Annotated in this window: 11 protein-coding genes and 3 pseudogenes; 6 read left to right on the plus strand and 8 right to left on the minus strand. The window is 55.8% G+C overall.

Annotated elements, in window-relative coordinates:
• Positions 1-40: 40 nt before the first annotated feature.
• A complete protein-coding gene (locus ACEN84_RS04590; RefSeq protein WP_413708764.1) occupies positions 41-271 on the minus strand; it encodes a hypothetical protein in 231 nt (76 codons plus the stop codon).
• A gap of 920 nt (positions 272-1,191) precedes the next feature.
• Between ACEN84_RS04590 and ACEN84_RS04595 the strand changes: the two genes are divergently transcribed.
• Entirely contained in the window at positions 1,192-1,440 is a 249-nt protein-coding gene (locus ACEN84_RS04595; RefSeq protein ID WP_413708765.1) for a DUF6894 family protein, read from the plus strand.
• Between the two features lie 704 nt (positions 1,441-2,144).
• Here the strand turns inward: ACEN84_RS04595 and ACEN84_RS04600 are convergent.
• The 6 genes and pseudogenes from ACEN84_RS04600 to ACEN84_RS04625 all read right to left on the minus strand — a co-directional run bounded on the left by ACEN84_RS04600 (position 2,145) and on the right by ACEN84_RS04625 (position 9,885).
• Entirely contained in the window at positions 2,145-2,687 is a 543-nt protein-coding gene (locus ACEN84_RS04600) for an RNA 2'-phosphotransferase (RefSeq protein WP_413708766.1), read from the minus strand.
• Between the two features lie 92 nt (positions 2,688-2,779).
• Positions 2,780-3,217 (minus strand): DUF805 domain-containing protein, encoded by a 438-nt coding sequence (locus ACEN84_RS04605; protein ID WP_413708767.1) that lies wholly within the window; start codon positions 3,215-3,217, stop codon positions 2,780-2,782.
• A 1,097-nt stretch (positions 3,218-4,314) separates the two neighbouring features.
• Positions 4,315-4,581: pseudogene (locus tag ACEN84_RS04610) on the minus strand (type II toxin-antitoxin system Phd/YefM family antitoxin).
• Positions 4,582-5,173: 592 nt separating this feature from the next.
• Positions 5,174-6,109: a HEPN domain-containing protein gene (locus ACEN84_RS04615; RefSeq protein ID WP_413708768.1), complete on the minus strand. Its 936-nt coding sequence runs from the start codon at positions 6,107-6,109 to the stop codon at positions 5,174-5,176.
• A gap of 545 nt (positions 6,110-6,654) precedes the next feature.
• A complete protein-coding gene (gene glf, locus ACEN84_RS04620; protein WP_413708769.1) occupies positions 6,655-7,812 on the minus strand; it encodes a UDP-galactopyranose mutase in 1,158 nt (385 codons plus the stop codon).
• Positions 7,813-7,890: 78 nt separating this feature from the next.
• Positions 7,891-9,885: a glycosyl transferase gene (locus ACEN84_RS04625; protein WP_413709042.1), complete on the minus strand. Its 1,995-nt coding sequence runs from the start codon at positions 9,883-9,885 to the stop codon at positions 7,891-7,893.
• Between the two features lie 857 nt (positions 9,886-10,742).
• Between ACEN84_RS04625 and ACEN84_RS04630 the strand changes: the two genes are divergently transcribed.
• On the plus strand, positions 10,743-14,417 hold the full coding sequence (locus ACEN84_RS04630) for a beta strand repeat-containing protein (protein WP_413708770.1): 3,675 nt from the start codon (positions 10,743-10,745) through the stop codon (positions 14,415-14,417).
• Between the two features lie 108 nt (positions 14,418-14,525).
• Entirely contained in the window at positions 14,526-15,491 is a 966-nt protein-coding gene (locus ACEN84_RS04635) for a glycosyltransferase family 2 protein (RefSeq protein ID WP_413708771.1), read from the plus strand.
• A gap of 768 nt (positions 15,492-16,259) precedes the next feature.
• Here the strand turns inward: ACEN84_RS04635 and ACEN84_RS04640 are convergent.
• A pseudogene (locus ACEN84_RS04640) lies at positions 16,260-17,462 on the minus strand (IS3 family transposase).
• A 246-nt stretch (positions 17,463-17,708) separates the two neighbouring features.
• Here ACEN84_RS04640 and ACEN84_RS04645 point away from each other — a divergent pair.
• The 3 genes and pseudogenes from ACEN84_RS04645 to tnpB all read left to right on the plus strand — a co-directional run bounded on the left by ACEN84_RS04645 (position 17,709) and on the right by tnpB (position 20,197).
• Positions 17,709-18,785 (plus strand): acyltransferase family protein, encoded by a 1,077-nt coding sequence (locus tag ACEN84_RS04645; RefSeq protein WP_413708772.1) that lies wholly within the window; start codon positions 17,709-17,711, stop codon positions 18,783-18,785.
• A gap of 658 nt (positions 18,786-19,443) precedes the next feature.
• Positions 19,444-19,860, plus strand: a pseudogene (gene tnpA / locus ACEN84_RS04650) (IS66-like element accessory protein TnpA); the annotation flags it as partial.
• The gene (tnpB, locus tag ACEN84_RS04655) at positions 19,844-20,197 is read left to right on the plus strand and encodes an IS66 family insertion sequence element accessory protein TnpB (RefSeq protein ID WP_413708773.1); all 354 of its coding nucleotides are present in this window, start codon (positions 19,844-19,846) and stop codon (positions 20,195-20,197) included. The pseudogene tnpA and the gene tnpB, both read left to right, overlap by 17 nt.
• The last annotated feature ends 24 nt before the right edge of the window (positions 20,198-20,221 follow it).

The raw sequence follows: 20,221 nt of genomic DNA on the forward strand, positions 1-20,221 counted from the left end.
CATAATTCCTGAATGTGTTTCCTGGGCAACAAACTGGTGGCTAGACCGTCGTTACCAGCGTTGAACTCTGTTCGACACCGTACAATCGCAACGCCGTTGCCTCGGGAAGCACAGTGACCGTGGCTGCGATGAAGCGCTTGGCGACCAGAGTTATATCCATCGCGACGCCCACAGCCGCAGTGATCGCAACAAGCTGCGCCTGAATGCCGCCTGCATCGTTGCGTGGCCCCGCGAAGACCGCCGCAGCGATGTTCGCTATTGTGAACGCCAACGAAAGACGGTCGCCGCCAAGATAGGATGTGGCAGGATCAACGGTCCCCGACTGCACCTATCTAATTCCGCCTATGGCTGCATTGCAGCAATGATCAAAGCCGAGCATCGCAGCGGCACCCTGTGGCCACGTTTCCATCGAACTTTGCCGATAGTCCCGAACGTCAGGTTGTTGCCGACGCTAGGTGACACCTTGTGAATGCCGAACGGCCGGACAGGAAGATATGCCGCTTTCGCCTGAAATTGAGGATATGTCGACCGAGCGCCCTGGGTAACGATCTGATGCGCCGTGGCTATCGTCCAGAGATTCCAGCATCAGAGACCGAGTGAGCCCGAGATCATCGGCACGATGATGTCGGCTGCGGATATCCACGTGCGGTCGGCAACAATCGATGATACGGCGCTTTGCGCAGTTTATCAGGTGCAACTTTCGGGCAAGCCGAATTCCGGCAGCTTGCGGGGCATGGGTAGACCGCCGCCCAAAGTCCCGAGAACAAATCTAAACCTCGATCCTGACGATATCGCATGCGTGTCGGCGAGAAGGGCATTGTCAAACTGGTCAGTGATGCTGTTCGCCACCAGCTCGATCGGATCTCGCCTGGCGACGAAAGGGCCGGTCCACCTCTTTTGGAAAAGACAGCGGCGACGAGCCTCGTCTGTCCGTCTCAGGGAGGGCAACCGCTTTCGCCATTCTCCGGAAGAAGAATGCGAGTGTCGATCAGATGCAGGAGGCTTTCGGCTTCGCCGACCCGATAGACTTCCTCCACGCGCTGCTCAGGCACGAACCGCTTCCTAACCTAGCAGCGGCTGCGGTGGTGAGCGAAATCCTGGGCAAACTCTTTGATCCGCAGCAAGGATAGAGGTGCCTTTTCAGGAACTTGTTCCGCAATCGCGCTTTTCCAAGTCTGTCGGAGGCAGACAATGCGCTACTTTTTCCATGTACTTTATGCGGACGTGACCGTGATCGACGATGAAGGTCAGGATTTCGACTGCCTTGATGACGCAAAAGTCGAGGGGCACCTTGCGCTTCAGGAATTAGCAGCTGAAGCGCTGGTTCGTCGTAGCGAATGGGCGGTACGCGGCATCAGGATTAGCACAGCAGACCTCCACGAGATCGCTGTGATTACCGTCGATCCGCTAGTTGAAAGGCTACTCAATAAAAAGCCCTAGGGAGGCACAGTCTTACCGGTTAATTGGTCTCACATTTGTTCTTGCAAGTTGTCGTATATTAGGATTTCGCGCAGCAAAGGGAACGGTTTGCGAACGCGAAATAATGTGTCAACGGAAAGATAAACTGCGCACAGAAGATGATGGGGCGGTTGGTGTAGCGTCTTTCGCAATCATGCTAGACTGTCACCTAGCAGAGCCAACGACGATCTGATTGGAGGCGAGAGTCCTCATGGCCGTAGACGACGAAGAAGGGCAGCGGATAAAGCAGCTGTTCGAAACGCCATCCCCTTCCACAAATCCCGCAAGACATCTCGGATCGTTTTGCTGTGTGATCGGCATTGGCATGGCGGCTTACCACTATTACAGAAGTCGATGATGCGGCGGTCAGTTAACGCTAACGAGATCGCTAGGGTCGGCGCTTTCACCATTGCGGTGGGTGTATCCTTCGTTGCCATCATGGCATCGCTCTTAGCGGCAGCCGCAGGTCTAGCAGCATGGGGCGATTATGGCAGCCGGGGCTGTCCCGGAGCGGTGCAATGCAGTGATGCAGTGGCAATTATGTCGGGAGCGGCATGGGCGCTTCCTTGCTGCGCCGTCGTGGCTTTGCTCTCTGGTTGGCTTGCCCACAAGGCTCACCGCAGAAGATGATGGAGCGGTGGGGGCAATCGGAATAGCGCTGGCCGAAAGGCAGGATGAGGACGATTTCAAGCTTGATCGGTGCTCAAGTAGTCGGCCGGAACGGCGTCGGTAAGCCACACCCCGTTGTCGGCCTGGAAAAACACAATACCCTCTGCGGCCATTCGGGGGGCGTCTACTACCAGAACAATCGGTCGGCCATGCCGCGACCCAACTTTCACGGCAGTTTCGTAGTCATTTGATAAGTGGACTTGCTGCCGTTTTCCGGGCACGAGCCCGTGTTCACGGATCGAGGCAAGTTTTGCGAACGCCGTTCCATGATAGAGGATGTCGGGAGGTGTAGACGGTTGAAGTGCAAGGTCGACCTCTGCCGAGTGGCCCTGAGCGGCCCGGATCATGTTCCCGTCTTCCGATATGGTGAACCGCTTCTTTTCGTTGTTTTCTACAACAGCATCAAGCGTCGCTCGATCAAACTCAGGGAAGCCAGCTTTTTGCACACCGGCGACGAGCGTGGCGATGGAGGTCCAGCCGTTGCTATCGAGCGAAATTCCGGCTTTGCCAGGATCGTGCCTGAGCACCAGGCTAAGAAATTTGCTTATTTCTTTCGACATTCACGATCTCCGGCCCTTCAGTCGGCCAACTCTCTGGCAATTGAATACTATGTTAGCGGCGACAAGATGATGGGGCGGTGGGGTAATCGTGGCTACTGGTCGCCTTTTGAGGTGTTCGACAAATCCAGTCTACCGCGCTTTAGCGTTGCATACTGCGGAACCACCACGGAGCGTTGCCTATCGGAACTCCCCGATGCAGCAGAAGATTTGAAGCAACACAGGACCATCACTATCGGCGTTCCCAAGTAAGGAACTAAAGACAGCAGAACCCACCAGCCGCTGAATTCTGCATCACGCAAACGCCTGACAGTCGACGTCACCGACGCCGGTACTTGAGCGATCAGATAGATTAAGCCCAGCCAACCAAGCAGTAGATGCGGGCTGACCGGAAAGAGTCCAAACAGGATATCTAGTGCGTTGAAAAACGCTACTGCCAGCAGATGACCGAGGAACGCGGTCCAGTAACCCTTCCGGTCAAGAGTTCCAGCTAGCTGAAAACTCCTCGCCCACACATCTAAGTAATCCGCCATCGATCCCTCTGAGTTCTCGAAATACTTTACGCGGAACGGCGCTGCCCCACTCTTCAGAGGTCTGACCCCCTGGCTAAGCCCATCGCTCGCAACGACGCGCGCTCGCTTACTGTCGTGTAACTGATAGCAGAGTGGTAGGCATCGGAGCTGAACCGAACCGCGTACATCTGCGTTCCATTTGGACCCATCCAAACGGCCTGTTGTTGCCTGGGCTGGGCTGCAGAGCCGTTATCGAAAGGCAGCAACCTTTCATTATCGGGACTGCCATATCCCTCTTTGAGGGCGCTATAGACCTTGTCAAACTCTTGAGATGAGAACCTCATGTCAATGCGTTGTAAAACGCTCTGCCTCACGACAAACTCAGTGTCCACCGGGATTGTGTTGATTGACAGCGTACCCCGACAGACGAAAGTTTCTCCAAATTGTTCGCGACATAAAATTCCAACCGTACGCATCACTCGATCTGGTGAGGTTTGCCCTCCGATGAATAAGCCTCTGAACTCCAGGGTACGGGGCTGCGAAAGGGCCGGCTCGCCTAAGACGATACAGGCGATACCAATACCCAGCGTTCTCAATGCAAATGACGCCATCGCTAGCCTCGGAAGAGTTTTTGCTTAGCGACTGTCTCTGACATTTTTTTGTCGGTCAATCAGGACAATGCGGTAAACCTACCACTCAAGGAGAATATCCCTTTGGATTGCCTTCCCCACCGCCCTGTATCCGGGTGTAGAACGAAGAAAGGCGGTCATGGGCGGTGGCGAAGAGGGGTGGCTGCCGCACCCGCCCGACCGTGCACGATGACGGTTTCGCGACTGCCCGGGCGCGACGCTCGCGACCGTGCTCGGCGTCCCCGTTCTCCGCTTGAAAAGCCATCGAACGTTCCGATTTACACGCCGGCGGCATCAAGCTTTTCGGTGCCGATGCCGATATGACCCGTGTCTTTGACACAGGTGCCGTTTTATTGCCCGGCGCTTGGCAACGTGCGCAAAAGGGGGATTTGCGATATGAGCGCATTCAGCCCGTGAAGCCAACTCAGGACTCGGCGATCGGGACGCGGTTTTGTAACTTCCGATGGAACGTTGGTATCGAGGAAAGCCTTAAAGGCGCAAGTCACGCGGCCTGTCTTTTTGTCTCTCGCTATCCAGGTCGGCGCTGCGCAGAGGCGATGCCAACAGAAATTCGGCAAGCGATCCCCTGCGCGTGATCTTCCTCTGCCATTCTTCTGCAGAAACAACCACCACGCTCGGCTTCCCATTACGGGTGATGGTTTGAGGAACCGACTACGCGCGATCCATCACTTCCGAAAGCTTTGCTTTTGCGCTAGCGACCGTCCAACTCATTTCACCGCCTTCCGATGCCCGCATCGCCTCACCTCTTTGATGACATTATGACTATCGTGTGCGAGCTGCGTTTCGGCAAGCGGTTGTGCCATCCAAGCTGTAGATGGATGCGACCGCCCGCCGCTTGCGCGCCCTTCAGGAAACCTTCAATGCTCCTGACCATGCGCTGCTTATGGGCGAGGGTGCGACCAGCTTGCGATTGACAGTGTCCACAAAGAGCGCTGGAGGCAACAGTTCGTCGATCACGGCCGCGTCGACATTGATTATGGCAATTCGCCCGAGGCAGAGGAGGGCGTCTCGGTTTAATGAAGGACCGGATAGAAAGGCCGTGATCCGATGGTTGAAAACGGGCTCATGCGATTTTTGGAAAGTTTGACAGGCGCCTTGCATCTTGGGAATAAGCAGGGTCGCTGCATGATTGGGTCCTTATGGCCAAGCTCCCTTAATGCGGTAGAACAGTTGAACGGCTGCCACTCTTGACGGTCCGCCAATATGGCGCCAGTCGCTCGCTCGTCTGTATGCGTTATAGCGGCCCGCACATCGCTGCCGTTGTGCAGTGGTATGGACACGATCGCCAATGGCTAACATGGTCAAAGGGCTGGCGAACAAGCCGGTGCTAGGCTAGCCGTTCCCGGCAGATCGCTTCAACCAAGTCCTGCAGAACGTTAACTCGCTCAACGAGCCAGCTGAGCTCGTCTGAGGTGATTTCGTAATTCGCGGAATATCGCGCCTCTACATATGCACGCGACAGAAGCTCGAAGCGCCGCCGGGCGATGCGACTGTCGCGTGGCCAAGCCTCGACAAGCCGTACATCTATATCCTCGGCCTGAGATCGCAGGTTTTTGATACGGTGCGACTTCGGACTATATAGGCTGACCGTAAGCAGAAGGCAGTGATAGGCTCGCTCAGTTGACTGATGAAGCATGAACGCGCTGTCACGCAACTTGTCAGAGGTCAACCCAAACTCTGCGAATGCCAGAGCGTCCTTCGACAGATTGAACCACTGATCGAAATGCCGCTGCGCCTCGTCGTGCTTCTCGGCTTCCGATAACAACTTTGGCTGTGCGAGCGGATGGCCGGGCGCTTCATACAGTACGCGGCCATCGCGTGCGATGTCGACAAAGAACGGCCGACCGCGGGCGAGCTGATCATTGACATCGTGGAGCGCGTGGACGACTGGCAGCACCGGAGTCTTGATCCGGTGAGCGATCTGTTCCTGGATCAGTCGTTCGTCGAGGGCAAGCCAGAGGTCGTCCTCTTCGACAAAGCTCTGCTTGTTGACGACAATCAGCAGATCGTAGTCGGATCGGTAACCGCTTAGCCGATCCTCCATCCAGTCGCCGCGGGCATATGATCCATAGAGGATCACTTTCAGGATCTTGGCTTCCGACTTCTTGGCCGACAGCTTGGTGGCACGAAACCTCTCGGCTTCGAAGAAGATGATCTCCAGGACACGGGCGAGCTCGCGTCGTTTGTTCGCCGGCAGGTGATCAAGGGGATCAGTCAATGTCAAAGCTGCATCGAAGCCTTCGCTGGGAATCGCATCATCCATCTAAATCTTTCAGCGCTGTTCCGCATAAATCCCTTCTACGCGCACGGAGAAGTAAATGCAACCAGAGATTAAGGCTGGTCCCTCACCTCGGTGTACTCTCGACACGCCCTCAACCCTCCCTTTGAATGGTCGCGACGCTGCATGGATCCGACCTGGTGATAACGGCCAAGGCAAGACCGAACGTTGGCCGCATCATCCTGTGCGTGTTCGTCGACTGACCCGGCAGAGTGGAGGAGGTAAATGATCGGTACCGTTTGGCTCGTATCGCAATGACGGCGTCACTTGCGAGCTCAATTTCCGCTGGTGGTGCAACACCAGCGGAAATCTTGAACAACCATATGTGTTGCAACACAAACGGATGCCTAACCGGGGGTCTCATTCCTTCGGCAATAGCGTTGTTATCGTGATTCGCCCCGCCCGCTCAAGTATCTTCAATATCCGCGATTGGTGGTTATTGGCATCGTCTGCTTTCGATAGTCCTCGCGAGCCTTTTTGCGTCGCGATGGTTTTTCGCGAGCCGACAGAAGTCTTTTAAACTGTCGGATCTATACCGGCCGATTTAAAAAGACCGGCATTTCGGCGCCTGCATTGCGTCTGGCGATAAAGAGACGGGCGGTGTCAAGCGCCTCTCGTATCGTTACATCCATGTCCAAATAGCGATAGGTGCCAAGCCGGCCAACGAAAGTCACCGCCTTTTCCTGCTCGGCGCGCGCAACGTATTTCGAAAGCTGCTCTTTGTCGCGAACAAGTCTGACAGGATAGTATGGAATGTCGCCGGGCCCACACTCTCGCGAAAACTCCCGGTAGCAGACTGACCCCTCATGCTGTTCCCAGGGCGAAAAATGCTTGTGCTCAGTAATCCGTGTGAATGGCACCGCCGCGTCACCATAATTCATGACGGCACAACCCTGGTAATCGCCATTGTAAGTAAAGCGTTCAAAGTCGAGCGTACGATAGGCTAGCCTGCCGAGTTCAAAGTCGAAGTAGCCGTCCAGCGGCCCGGAGTAAAAAATATGCTGCGCAGAGCCGGCCTGAGTGCGCTTGAACTGCGTGGAAAGCGTCACGGTGATGCCCGGATGGTCGAGGATCTTCGCGACCATGTCTGTGTACCCGGTCTCCGGCATGCCCTGGTACTTGTGGAAGAAATAGTCGTCATCGTAGTTGAAGCGAACCGGCAGGCGCTTCAAGATGGACGCTGGCAAGTCTCGTGGTGAGCAGCCCCATTGCTTTTGCGTATAGCCTTGAAAGAAGGCCTCATAGAGTTCCCTGCCCACAAACCGCAGACCCTGATCCTCGAAGCTCTGGGGATCGGTGATCGATGTGTCGGCCTTTTCTTCAATAAAGGCGCGGGCCTCATCCGGGCGCAATGTTTTGCCGAAGAACTGATTGATGGTGTGTAGATTGACCGGCAGGGAATAAACGCGTTCTCCTGTCGTTGCCTTGACCCGGTTCTTGTAAGGCATAAACTTCTGGAAACCGTTCACGTAATCCCACACTTCCTTGTCGTCGGTGTGGAAGATGTGCGGCCCGTAGACGTGAACCATAACGTCGGTCTCTTCGTCCCGTTCGGTGTGGCAATTGCCGGCGATGTGATCACGAGTATCGATAATCTCAACAAGATGACCTGCCAATGCAAGTTCACGTCCGATCACAGCGCCTGATAGGCCAGCACCAACAATGAGAATTCGCTCGTCCATCGGCATTTAACAGTCCATTCATAATATATTGAAGCCAACCTTAATTCCTGGGTCAGCGAGTCAGGTAAAAGTCCACTTCGGCGGTCAACCCGCCTCACCAATGCTTTCAGCCTCGTTCTCCATTCGAGGGTTTTGCCAAAGGCGGTTGTCATATACAACTGGCGAATACTCGTGCCATCGAGCGAGCTTTTTGAGATAGCGGTTTCGGTAGCTCTCTTCGTCTTCGAACTCAATGTTCTCCAAGACAACTTCAGCACCTATTTCATAGTAGATGTCAAGATTCGTGAGATCGGGAATGGGTGTCTCGCCACGTTCACACTCGCCCTGCATTTGCCAGAATAGCTCTTCCAATCTCTTCGCCAGGCCCGGAATGTCGCGCAGCGTGCTCGTCTCTCGCTGCCGGGCGATCGATTCCCTGACCTCAAGGAGGCTCTTGCGGTCCCGTTCGAAGCCGATGGCACGAGCCACGTAGTCATCCGGGGAGTTACAAAGCATCTCTGGTACACCTGCCGCATTGACGATGCTGCCACAGAAGCGTGCAGCAAACGTCTTGCCAGGCATCGTAAGGACGGGCAGACCGGAGGTGATAGCATCGGCTGCTGTCGAGTGGGCCCCGTAAGGAAATGTATCGAGGAAGAGATCCGCGACACCAATACGGGCGATATGCTCCGGGTTTGTTGCCTTCGGTGCGAAGATAAGACGAGACGACGATACCCCGCTACGTTCGGCGAGATCGCGCAAGCGCTGGTTTACGTCTTCATCTCCCGTCAGAAGCCAAAGGACACTGCCCGGTGTCGCTGAGAGAATTGCCATCCACCGGGCGAAGCAGGGGGCGGTGATCTTCTGCATGCCATTGAAGCTCGCATAGACAAACGCGTCTTCCGGCAGACCGACATCAGCACGGCTTGGTCGATCGGCAATCAGGCGCTTGCGATCGATCGGCTGATCGCAGGCGATACGCAGCACCTTTTCCGAATAGTAGATCTCGTTTTCCGGCGGGATCATATGCGCGTCAGATATCAGATACTGGTGAAACGGGCTTCCCATCGAGCCGGGATAGCCGCAGAAGCTAACAATGACTGGAGCCGGCCGATAGGCAAAGATCCGCGTGCGCGCATCCTTTGTGTAGCCGTTGACGTCGATGAGGATATCGATTTCGTCGGCAACAATCAGCGTTGCGGCTGCCGCATCATCGAGACCATGAATGTCGCGCCAGGTGTGGACTGCTGCCTTGATCCGCGCCTGCGTGCTGTCGGTCTTGCGGACATTGCCGCAATAATAGGCGAAGATCTCGACGCTGTCCCTGTCATGGAGCTCGAGAACCTCGCAAAGGGCAAAACCAACCGCGTGGTCACGCAGGTCCGAGGACAGGTATCCGACGCGCAGGCGTTGACCTGTCCCGACTTTTCTTCTTGCCTGCCTGCGCGGGAACTTGCTGAGGTCCGGCCGGGCGCCAATGACGGTCTTTCCGTATCGATACGCTTTTGCCAGCTGGAACATTGGATCGTCAGCATAGCAGCTGAGCGTCAGCGATGAGACAGAATCGAGCATCTTGCGCATCGAAACGTGGCTTGAAGGCGCAAGGACGGGCCATTTGCACTGTTTCTGGCGCAGCGAAGCCCAGTGCTGACCGGCTTCCGGCAATTCCGGCTTGAGTTCAAAGGCCTGCAGCAAGGAGGCTTCAGCTTCAGGAAGCTTGCCGGCGACTTCCAGGACACGGCCGATGTTCTGAAGCACCATGTGTCTGTGGCCGATGGCCTCGGCGTCTAGTTGCTTGGTTGCCTCGGCATATTTCCACCATTGCTCGACCGCCGCGCCGATCTGACCGGAATCTTCAAGTGCTCGCCCGAGGTTGATATGAGCAGGCGCAAAATTTGGATCGATCCTTATGCATGTACGGAGAGCCTGGATGGCGCCAGCGCGGTCGCCCAGTTGCCCGAGAATGACCGCATAGTTGAAATAGGCAAGGTGGATTGTCGCATTGCTGTCGTTGAATGCGACCCAGGTCTTGTAAAGGTCGCTGGCGGCCTCCTTTTGACCTGCGGCAGCGAGCGTCTCTGCCACGCTCAAGAGGTCCATGAGACTCAGCTGCTGGCTGCGAGCAAGCTCAAGAGCGCTTGGGGTGGACGCTTCGGTCGAAGTAGGCGCGTGAGTGACTGTCATGGGATCCTGCAGCAAGGAGACAGATGCTGGCACGACACATCGCACCAGAGTTTGGCGTCTTGATTAGGCATCAAAACTTGCCTGTAGCTGGACCTAGGGCCCTGCATAGCCAGCAATAATCCTGCTGCGAAAGCAAACTTCCCGGTACTCTAAGTACAAGGAAGCTGTTTTCTTTAGCATTGTTAGAGAAATAACATCGAGCGGGGAGGCGGGCAGATTTCCTAACCGACGAACACGGCTTGTCAAAGAGAGGAACTTCTTCAGGAACCTGGGGCGCGGAGAATCCGTGTTACTCAGCGCTCAGGCTAAAATAGGGCCGGCGCCTTCGATTTAGCTGGCCGCTTACTAAAAGATTTCGCCATTCATATACAATTTTATATCTGTTAAAACTTGGGACGAATAATCTTTAAAATTCTTCGGAGTATAATCACTTTTAACACAGCTTTAAGTGTTCGACTGGTATTGCGTCTTTGTCGCGAAAAGTCCCTGTTCCGATTCGCGCCAGCTAGCGTGGAAATTCGAGCCTTTCCTCGAATCGCATGATGCGTTTCCCGCGCAGGTTCACATGAGCCATGTTCCCCAATTCTGTCGCTTTTTGCTGAGGTCGGACTTCTGCCTGCAGTCCGCTTGCTGACGGTGAAAGGCGTGACCCGCTGCTATCCGGTTTTAAGGACACGTTCATGACTTCGATTTTTTCCTCTCTATCTGCCGCGCAAATTTCAAAGCTAGCAACGAGCACGATTGCGAGCCTTCGCTCTGAAGACGTGAATGCAATGGGCAGCGCTCAGATCAAGGCGCTCAGCTCATCGCAGCTTGCCGCTCTCAGCACCGAGAACCTGGCACTTTTCACCTCCGACGACTTGAAGGCGCTCTCTGTTACCGCCGTCAAAGGCCTGACGATCTCCCAGATTGATGCTCTCGGGTCCGAACAGATCAGCAGCCTGTCTGCCGCCCAGGTGACGTCTCTTTACACGAGCCAAGTCGCAGCACTCTCGACCGATCAGATCAAGGCGCTGACGTCTGACCAGATCGCCGGCCTTAGCGCCGCGCAGGTCGGGACCTTGAGCAGCGACGAACTTGCTCTTTTCACCACCGATGAAATCGCATCGATCAGCGCCAAAGCCCTTGCAGGCCTGTCCTCCGACGCGCTTGTCAATCTTGGTACCGACCTTGCCGCGGCTCTGACGAAGACACAGATTGCCGGCATGACATCGGGTCAGCTGAATGCGCTCTCGTCCGAAGCGCTGGCCACCTTCTCCTCCGACGAGATCAAGGCAATCAGCACGAAGGCACTTGCTGGCCTCGACGTTTCCAAGCTCAGCACAGACGGCGTTGCGGCACTGACGAAGGTTCAGGTTGCAGCTCTCTCCTCGACGCAGTTCGCGGCCCTTTCAACCGAGCAGATCCAGGCTCTCAATTCCGACCAGGTCGCGGGTCTCAGCGCTGCGCAGGTGGGTACGCTCAGCAGCGATGAACTCGCACTCTTCTCCACCGACGAGATCGCCTCGATCAGCGCCAAGGCGATTGCCGGCCTGACTGCCGGCGCGCTGACCAATCTCGGCACCGATCTGGCCTCGGCTCTGACCAAGACGCAGATCGCCGGCATGTCCTCGACCCAGCTCGGCGCGCTTTCGTCTGAAGCGCTGGCCACGTTCTCCTCCGACGAGATCAAGGCGATCAGCACAAAGGCGCTTGCCGGCCTCGATGTCACCAAACTCAACACCGAAAGCGTTGCGGCACTGACGAAGGTTCAGGTTGCAGCTCTCTCCTCGACACAGTTTGCGGCGCTCTCGACCGAACAGATCGAGGCTTTGAACTCCGAGCAGATTGGTGCCCTCAGCTCGGCCCAGGTCGCGACGCTCAGCAGCGATGAGATTGCTCTCTTCTCGACAGATGAGATTGCAGCGATCAGCACCAAGGCACTCGCTGGTCTGTCGGCAGCCGCTCTGACGAACCTCGGAACGGAAAATGCCGCTGCCCTGACCAAGACCCAGATCGCCGGCCTGTCCTCGACGCAGCTCGACGCTTTGTCCTCGGACGAACTTGCCACCTTCTCGTCGGACGAAATCAAGGCGATCAGCACCAAGGCACTTGCTGGCCTTGATGTCACCAAGCTCAATACTGAAAGCATTGCGGCCCTGACCAAGGTTCAGGTCGCAGGTCTGTCCTCGTCGCAGTTCGCCGCGCTCTCGACGGACCAGATCAAGGCCCTGAACTCCGAGCAGATCAGCGCCCTCAGCTCTGCTCAGGTCGCAACACTCAGCAGCGATGAGATCGCGCTCTTCTCGACGGATGAGATTGCAGCGATCAGCACCAAGGCACTCGCCGGCCTGACCGCAGGCGCTCTGACGAACCTTGGTACGGAAAATGCCGCGGCTCTTACGAAGACGCAGATCGCAAACCTTTCCTCGACGCAGCTTAATGCCTTGTCGTCGGATGAGCTTGCGACCTTTTCGTCTGACGAGATCAAGGCGATCAACACCAAGGCTGTCGCCGGTCTCGACGTGACGAAGCTCAATACCGAGAGCGTTGCTGCCCTCACAAAGCTTCAGGTTGCAAGCCTTTCCTCGACCCAGTTCGCGGCGCTGTCGACGGACCAGATCGAAGCCCTGAATTCCGAACAGGTCGGCTCTCTGACTGCCGCCCAGGTCGCGACACTCAGCAGCGACGAAATCGTGCTCTTCTCGGTTGATGAGCTTTCCGGCATCAGCGTCAAGGCGCTCGCCAGCCTGTCGACAGACGCGATCGCAAACCTCGGCACGGAACTCGCCTCGGCTCTGACCAAGACGCAGATTGCAAGCTTCTCTTCGACCCAGCTCGGTGCGCTGTCGTCCGATGAGCTCGCAACCTTCTCCACGGATGAGATCAAGGCGATCAGCACCAAGGCGCTCGCCGGCCTCGATGTCACCAAGCTTAACACCGAAGCCGTTGCCGCGCTCACCAAAACGCAGATCGCCGCGCTTTCCTCGACCCAGTTCGCCGCCCTGTCGACCGAACAGATCGAGGCTCTCAACTCCGAGCAGATTGCAGCTCTCAGCTCCGCCCAGGTTGCGACGCTGAGCAGCGACGAAGTCGCTCTCTTCTCGACCGATGAAATCGCTGCCATTAGCGCCAAGGGCCTTGCCGGTCTTACCTCGGAAGCCCTCACGAACCTTGGCACGGAACATGCTGCAGCTCTGACGAAGACGCAGATCGCAGGCATGTCCTCGACGCAGCTCAATGCGCTGTCGTCCGATGAGCTGGCGACCTTCTCGTCTGATGAGATCAAGGCAATCAGCACGAAGGCACTTGCCGGCCTCGATGTGACCAAGCTCAGCACCGATAGCGTTGCTGCTCTAACCAAGGCACAGGTTTCGTCCCTGACCTCGACCCAGTTCGCCGCACTGTCGACAGACCAGATCAAGGCGCTTACCTCTGACCAGGTCGCCGGCCTCAGTTCTGCGCAGGTTGGAACGCTGAGCAGCGACGAGATCGTCCTCTTCTCAATGGACGAAATCTCCGGCATCAGCGTCTCGGCGCTCGCTGGTCTTTCGACCGACGCCATCGCAAACCTCGGTACTGACCTTGCTTCGGCCCTGACGAAGACGCAGATCGCCAGCCTCTCATCGACCCAGCTTGGCGCGCTGACGTCGGATGAACTTGCGACCTTCTCGACCGACGAGATCAAGGCGATCAGCACAAAGGCGCTCGCAGGCCTCGATGTGACCAGGCTTAACACTGAAGGTGTCGCGGCTCTCACCACGACGCAGGTTGCAGCTCTGTCCACGACCCAGTTCGCTGCCATGTCGACGGACCAGATCAAGGCCCTGTCGTCTGACCAGATCGCCGCCCTCAGCTCCGCTCAGGTTGGAACGCTGACGAGCGACGAAGTCGCTCTCTTCTCGACGGATGAGATCGCTGCGATCAGTGCAAAGGCAATTGCCGGCCTTTCGACCGATGTGCTTGCAAACCTTGGTACGGAAAATGCTGAAGCCCTGAACAAGACGCAGATCGCAGGCCTGTCTTCGACCCAGCTCAATGCGCTGACCTCCGACGAGCTTGCCACGTTCTCGTCCGACGAGATCAAGGCAATTAGCACTAAGGCGCTTGCCGAACTCGATATGACCAAACTGAACACCGAGAGCGTTGCAGCGCTCAACCGGGCTCAGGTTGCAGCACTTTCCTCGACGCAGTTCGCAGCGCTCTCGACCGAGCAGATCGAAGCGCTGAACTCCGACCAGATCGCGGGAATGACTGCGGCCCAACTCGGAACGCTGAGCAGCGACGAACTCATCCTCTTCTCGACGGATGAGATCGCCGGCATCAGCGCGAAGGCAATCAGCGGTCTGTCGAGCGAAGCGATCGCGGGTCTCGACAGCACGCATCTCGACGCGTTCACCTCGCAGCAGATCCAGGCATTCGACGCCGGTCAGGTCGGTGCAGTCATCAGCGCTTACAACAACGTATAAGCGATAGCTGCCAACAAGCAGCTCGAAATAGAACGGCGCGGCTAGACCGCGCCGTTACTTTGCCGGATTGTGGACTGATAACGAATCACTAAGGCCACACCGTCCATCATGGCAAAAATCTCCATCGTCATTCCTGCCTATAATATTGCGAGCCTGATCGGCCAGACGCTTGAGAGCGTGGTTCGAAACAAGGCCGACATGGACATCATCGTCGTTGACGATGCGTCAACGGACAATACCTGCGAAGTCGTCGAGCAATACATGCAGGTGCATCAGAACATCAGGCTGCTTCGAAGCGAAACCAATACCGGCCCCGGGGTCGCCCGCAACAGGGCGCTCGCGCTTGTCGATAGCGAATATTGCCTGTTCCATGATGCCGATGACCTTCTTGGAGAAGATGCCGTCAATACGGTGCTGCCGCTGATGGACAGCACCGGTGTGGATGTCGCTGCCTTCAGGTATAGCGTCCTCAGAACGGCCGACGAAATCCCTGGAGAGATGCCGCCCGTCGACAAGAACATATGGGACGGCGTGCTTGGCGATCGCGAGAGTGCCATTGTCGAACTGGATGAGGCCGCACAATTCCTGGTGACGATCAACTATCCCTGGAACAAGATCATCAGGACGTCATTCATCCGGTCGACGAACTGGCAATTTTCGACGGCGCGCATTAACGAGGACATCCTGCCGCATTGGGCTGCCTATATGAATGCCGGCAGGTTCCTGGCGATCAATACCAGCCTCACCACGCACCGCCTCGTTCCCGGGCGTGAGCAGCATACCAACACGTTTGACGAGCGCCGCCTCGAAATGTTCAAGGCGCTTGAGGACACCGAGAAGCTGTTTGCCGAAAACCGGATCTTCCGGGCGAAATACTATCCTGTCTTTGTCATTTTCAAAGCTGGCCTGCTCGAATGGGTCAACCGGCAGATCAGGCAGGATCTGCGTAGCCTGTTTAGGGAATATGCCTCCTATTCCTACCGCCACTTCACGGACGAAGATTTCGACAGGGTCTATCGCATCAATCCGGGGATTGCTTTGGGAAGCTATCGGACGAAACATTCTCACCGGTGACACACACGGACGTCCGACTAATGGTGAGCGCGACCCAACCGTAGCAAGTCTGCCAATCCGTTAAAGTGATCCCTGTTTTCCGGATAAGGGCAAGGGCGCTGCGCCTGCCAATAAGCGGAGATTAGGCGCCGTTGTTCCTCAAGATGAATCTATATATCCACTGATGCATCCACAAGGGAAAGCTCGCGGTAGAAACCGGTCTACAGTGTTGTCGAGTTAGTGAGATGGCCACCGAAAATAAAAGCCGAAAACTGCCGTTAAGTATTATATTTTACCAATCTCGAACAAAGTGCTTGTCTTCCGGATACAACTAATAGTCACTGCACCGTCGTAAAAGGGGCAACGCAACTCATGCTGACATTCGCAGTTTCCACGCGTGGCATCTTCATGCTTTACTATGATGCTGACAATCGTCTCCTCTGGGCTCAGCAGAGCGACGGGCACCGTCGAGCAATACCTGAGATGAGCCCAACTTCGGTGCTGAAGTTGGTGTGTGGCATTCCGATCGAGCCCTCGCTCTATTTGCGACCCAAGAACAAGGAACAGGTCTAGTACATTCGCGAGAGAACGCCTCGGATGGTGCGAGATCGGCTCGCTCTGGATGTTGTTTGTTGGCCGAAGACCGACAGCGAGTCCATCTCGCACATCTTGACGATGTAAGTTGACTTAAACGCAAGCTACTGCCTGCCGACACCGCCAGTCGAGCGGATTGTTCTCCAAAATCCGTGCAGGCAGGTGGAGTGCCCCCCATTTCACCGGACAGATCGGCTAGTTTGATTTAGCCCTGATGAGCTGCCGAGGGGAAGCCATCTTGAGCGCGGAATGGGGATGGATTTCGTTGTAGTCTTCGATCCATCCGTCGATGAGCCGGAGCGCCGTTTCGGCGTCTGGCAGAGCTGATATAGGCACGTAATCCCGTTTCGAACGCCTCTGATATTCCGTTCGACTGGGGGCTGGCGACCGGCGTGAAGCAGGGTGTCAGATTGAGCGCTTGGGCAAACAGCCTCATGTCCCGAGCTGTATAGGCTGAGCCGTTGTCAGAGAGATGCTCGTTAGTATGCGGAGTCCGCGTTGCTGCAAACCGCTTCTCGACCGCCTCCAGCATCATGTCGGGCACATCCGAGCCGGAGATGCCAGCATTGGCGACCGCTGTCCAGGCGATGATCTCCCGGTCGAAGGCGTCGATGATAAAGGCGAGACGAATGACCTCGCCATTCCAGCAGGTGAACTCCAGACCGTCCGAGCACCAGCGCAGGTTGGAGCGCATGACCATGACCTTGCCGTCGTGGAGGCGGCCCTTGCGAACGGCCGTATGCTTCTCCAGCAGCATGGCGTGGTTGCCCATGATGCGATGGACCCGTTTGGCGTTGACGACAGGCTTATCGGCGGCACGCCTTTCGCGATTGAGGAGCGCGGCGATCCGCCGATAGCCATAGGTTGGCCTTTGATCCACCAGCCTTCGAATGGCGGGCAGAAGCTCTGTATCCTCGATCTTGTGGTATGAGCCACGCGGCTTTGCTTTGCCTTTCAGCCGCTCGATGAGGTTGGAACGGGGGACGCCCAGTGTGTCTGCGACGGTCTTCATCGGGAACCGTCCTTCGGCAACAAGATCGGCCGCGATATCCGTTTTTTTGAGTCCGCTTTGGAAAGGGCTTCGCGGAGGATTTCGACCTCCATCGTCTTGCGGCCGAGCATGCGCTCCAACTCGCGGCCGCGATCTTCCAGCTTCTTGACTTCCGAATTGCCGACCACCGGCTCGTCTGAATCCACGGCTGCAGCACCTCCCTCGCTCAAGAGCCTGCGCCACCGATAAAGCAGATTGGGCGCAACGCCGTGACGGCGAGCGGTCGAAGATACCGTCTCGCCTGGTTCGAAACTCTGCTCAATGATCGTCAGCTTTTGCTCGGTTGTCCACCGCCTGCGGCGGACATCACCGTTCAGCAATTCAACGTGTCGATATGCGTTAAACATAAGCCTGTCCTCAAGCCTGTGCTTGAGCCTTTCTGCTTATGCCGACTGTCCGGTCGAAACGGGGGGCGGTTTAGCAGGCGAGTCTCGAATTCCCGATTATGTGTCCGCAAATTTTGGTCTTTAGGGCCTCTCGGCCACACAGCGACCCTTCAGCCCTTCAATATCAAAATGAAATATAGTTCATATATCTTACAGATTGAATTTTTATAGTGTAAGCTCGTTCAAAATAAAAGATCAAGGATTTACATGAGCGCCGACACGATTTCTTCCCAGACCTACCTCAGCATTGAAGCTCGCCTAAACGATGTGAATTTCCGTCCATCGGGTTTCGACTACATGAGAATCTTTTTAGCTGTCTCTGTGGTTTTTTGGCATTCTTACTGCGTATCTTACCCTGTGTCTGCAGCGGCTGATGCTTGGGCGGGTCCGTTTGGATACGTTCTTGCCCCTATCTTGCCCGCGTTCTTTGCGCTAAGTGGATTTTTGGTATTCGGGAGCTTAGAACGTTCCCAGAAGCTTCACAAGTTTTTAGCACTGCGAGTGATTCGAATATATCCAGCGCTAATAGTTGAGGTACTCCTATCCGCTCTAGTACTCGGGCCGATCGTCACACAGTTTCCGTTGAGCGACTATTTTACGGATCGCGAGTTTTACGTTTACTTTCTGAATACGATTGGCTGGATTCACTATCTTCTTCCAGGAGTTTTCCTCGACAACCCGATGCCGAAGACTGTCAACGTGTCCATGTGGACGGTGCCCTTTGAGCTAGAGTGCTACATCATCCTAGCCGCGTTCACCGTCCTCGGTTACCTCAAGGTAAGGTCGATTGCAGTACTCCTTTTCATTGCTGCTTGCGCGGCGGTAGCAATTGACCTTACATTTCGAGGCGTTGACCCAACACCTTTGGGTCACATTCACGGGCGAGTACTCATACTGTGCTTCTTAGCGGGCACTCTGGTTTACAAATTCCGAGAAGTTATTCCATACAATGTTTGGTTAGCAGTCATGTGTGGCGCGTTTACGGTATTCGCGAGCCGTAATGAGGTCTTGATATACGCTATGCCAATCCCGATGGCGTATGTGGTAGCGTTTCTTGGATTAATGAACCCTCGACGCTCGGTCTTCGTAGACTCAGGAGACTACTCTTATGGAGTGTATCTCTACGCGGCGCCGATCCAGCAGGCAGTTGTCTGGTTTCTCGGTGATAGAAATACCTGGTTATTAAACGCAGCCGTTACGTTGCCGATTGTAACGGTCTTTGCAATCTTCTCTTGGCACGCAGTTGAAAAGCCTTTCATTAAAGTGAAAAGACATATCAGATAACGTTGGATGGTGTCCGAACATCTGTTCTGAGCTTTTATCAAGGCGTTTTCGCAACGAAGTCGCCGGACAGGCTAGGTGTTGAGACAATACTTCGAAGATCCTGCTCTGAGGGGCCAACTATTCAACGGCAGGCGCAGATGGGTTTCCGTGTGGTCCTCGATTAATTCATCGATCTTCCGAGGAACTGTTGCGACCAGAATTGGTGAGATTTGCACACAGCCGCGTAAGGTTGCACGAAAGCGCAAATCGGTTGACTGCGAGCTGGCAATGGGTCCAAGCGTCGGAGCGTGTTGCGGGCTCGGTCTCGCGCGCGGTTCGGGTGTCCCGTAGTCGATATATGCACGAGACTACAGCTGGGGCGCAGTGTTGGTTACCGACTCCTCCTCCTTCAACGATGGACCGTCTTACTACATGTCCTCTGAAGTGCGGGTCATCCCATAATCGACAGCGCAACTTGGGTCGAAGCGCTTCTCGACGATGGGAAGTGGGGACAGTTCACAATTAAAGATGTTCCCGAAGAGGGGACACCGTTCCCTCCCCAACGGGCATGATATGAATCATCGCTGAGATCAAGTGTAAGCGCGAATTTCTATGCGCCTTTTGAAGCGGAGTGCTCTGATGCATGAAGTGTCCACCAAAAACAGGTGGACACCAAATCATGGACGATGCTCCTAAACTGCAGGTGCGGCTTGTTGGCCGCGACGGTCGCCGTCGATATGACCCTTCCTCCCGAGATCAGCTTGTCGCAGCGTGTTTAGAGCCCGGCGTTTCGGTTTCGCGTCTAGCTCTGGAGCACGGCGTCAACGCCAATCTCGTTCGCAAGTGGGTGAAGAGAGCTAAAGAAGATAGTGCATTGCCTGCGGTATCTAGGTTCGTTCCGGTTCGGATAGCTACAGATATGCACTCGTCTTCTGCCAGCGGTCCACTGACGAAGGTGGAGCCGGTGGGCAAGCGATCTCATGCATCCAAGCTGAGCGCGGTGCTGCCGAACGGGGTCAGCCTGACGCTGGAATGCAGCGATGTCGATGGTCTGGCGGCAATCATAGGAGCGTTGAGCCATGTTCAGACTGGGCGCTCATCGGAAGGTCTACCTCCATCGGGAACCCATCGACTTTCGCGCGGGCATCAACAGCCTAGCGGTCCTTGTGCAAGAGGTGATGGAGCTAGACCCTTTTGCTCCATCAGTGTTTGCCTTCTGCAATCGCAGGCGTGACCGGGTGAAGCTCTTGTTCTTTGACCGGTCCGGGTTTGTTATGGTCCTGAAGAAACTAACGGAAGACCGGTTCAGGTGGCCCCGCCGGGAAACTGCGGTGGTGACGCTGACGACAGAGCAACTCCACTGGATCCTCGATGGCATCGATATCGATGCGATGATCCGCCATCCCGTGCGGCAGTATCAGATTGCTGGCTGAGGATGGCGAATTGAGATTGACGCG

The sequence above is a fragment of the Rhizobium sp. Rhizsp82 genome (genome assembly GCF_047325115.1).
GTDB lineage: Bacteria > Pseudomonadota > Alphaproteobacteria > Rhizobiales > Rhizobiaceae > Rhizobium.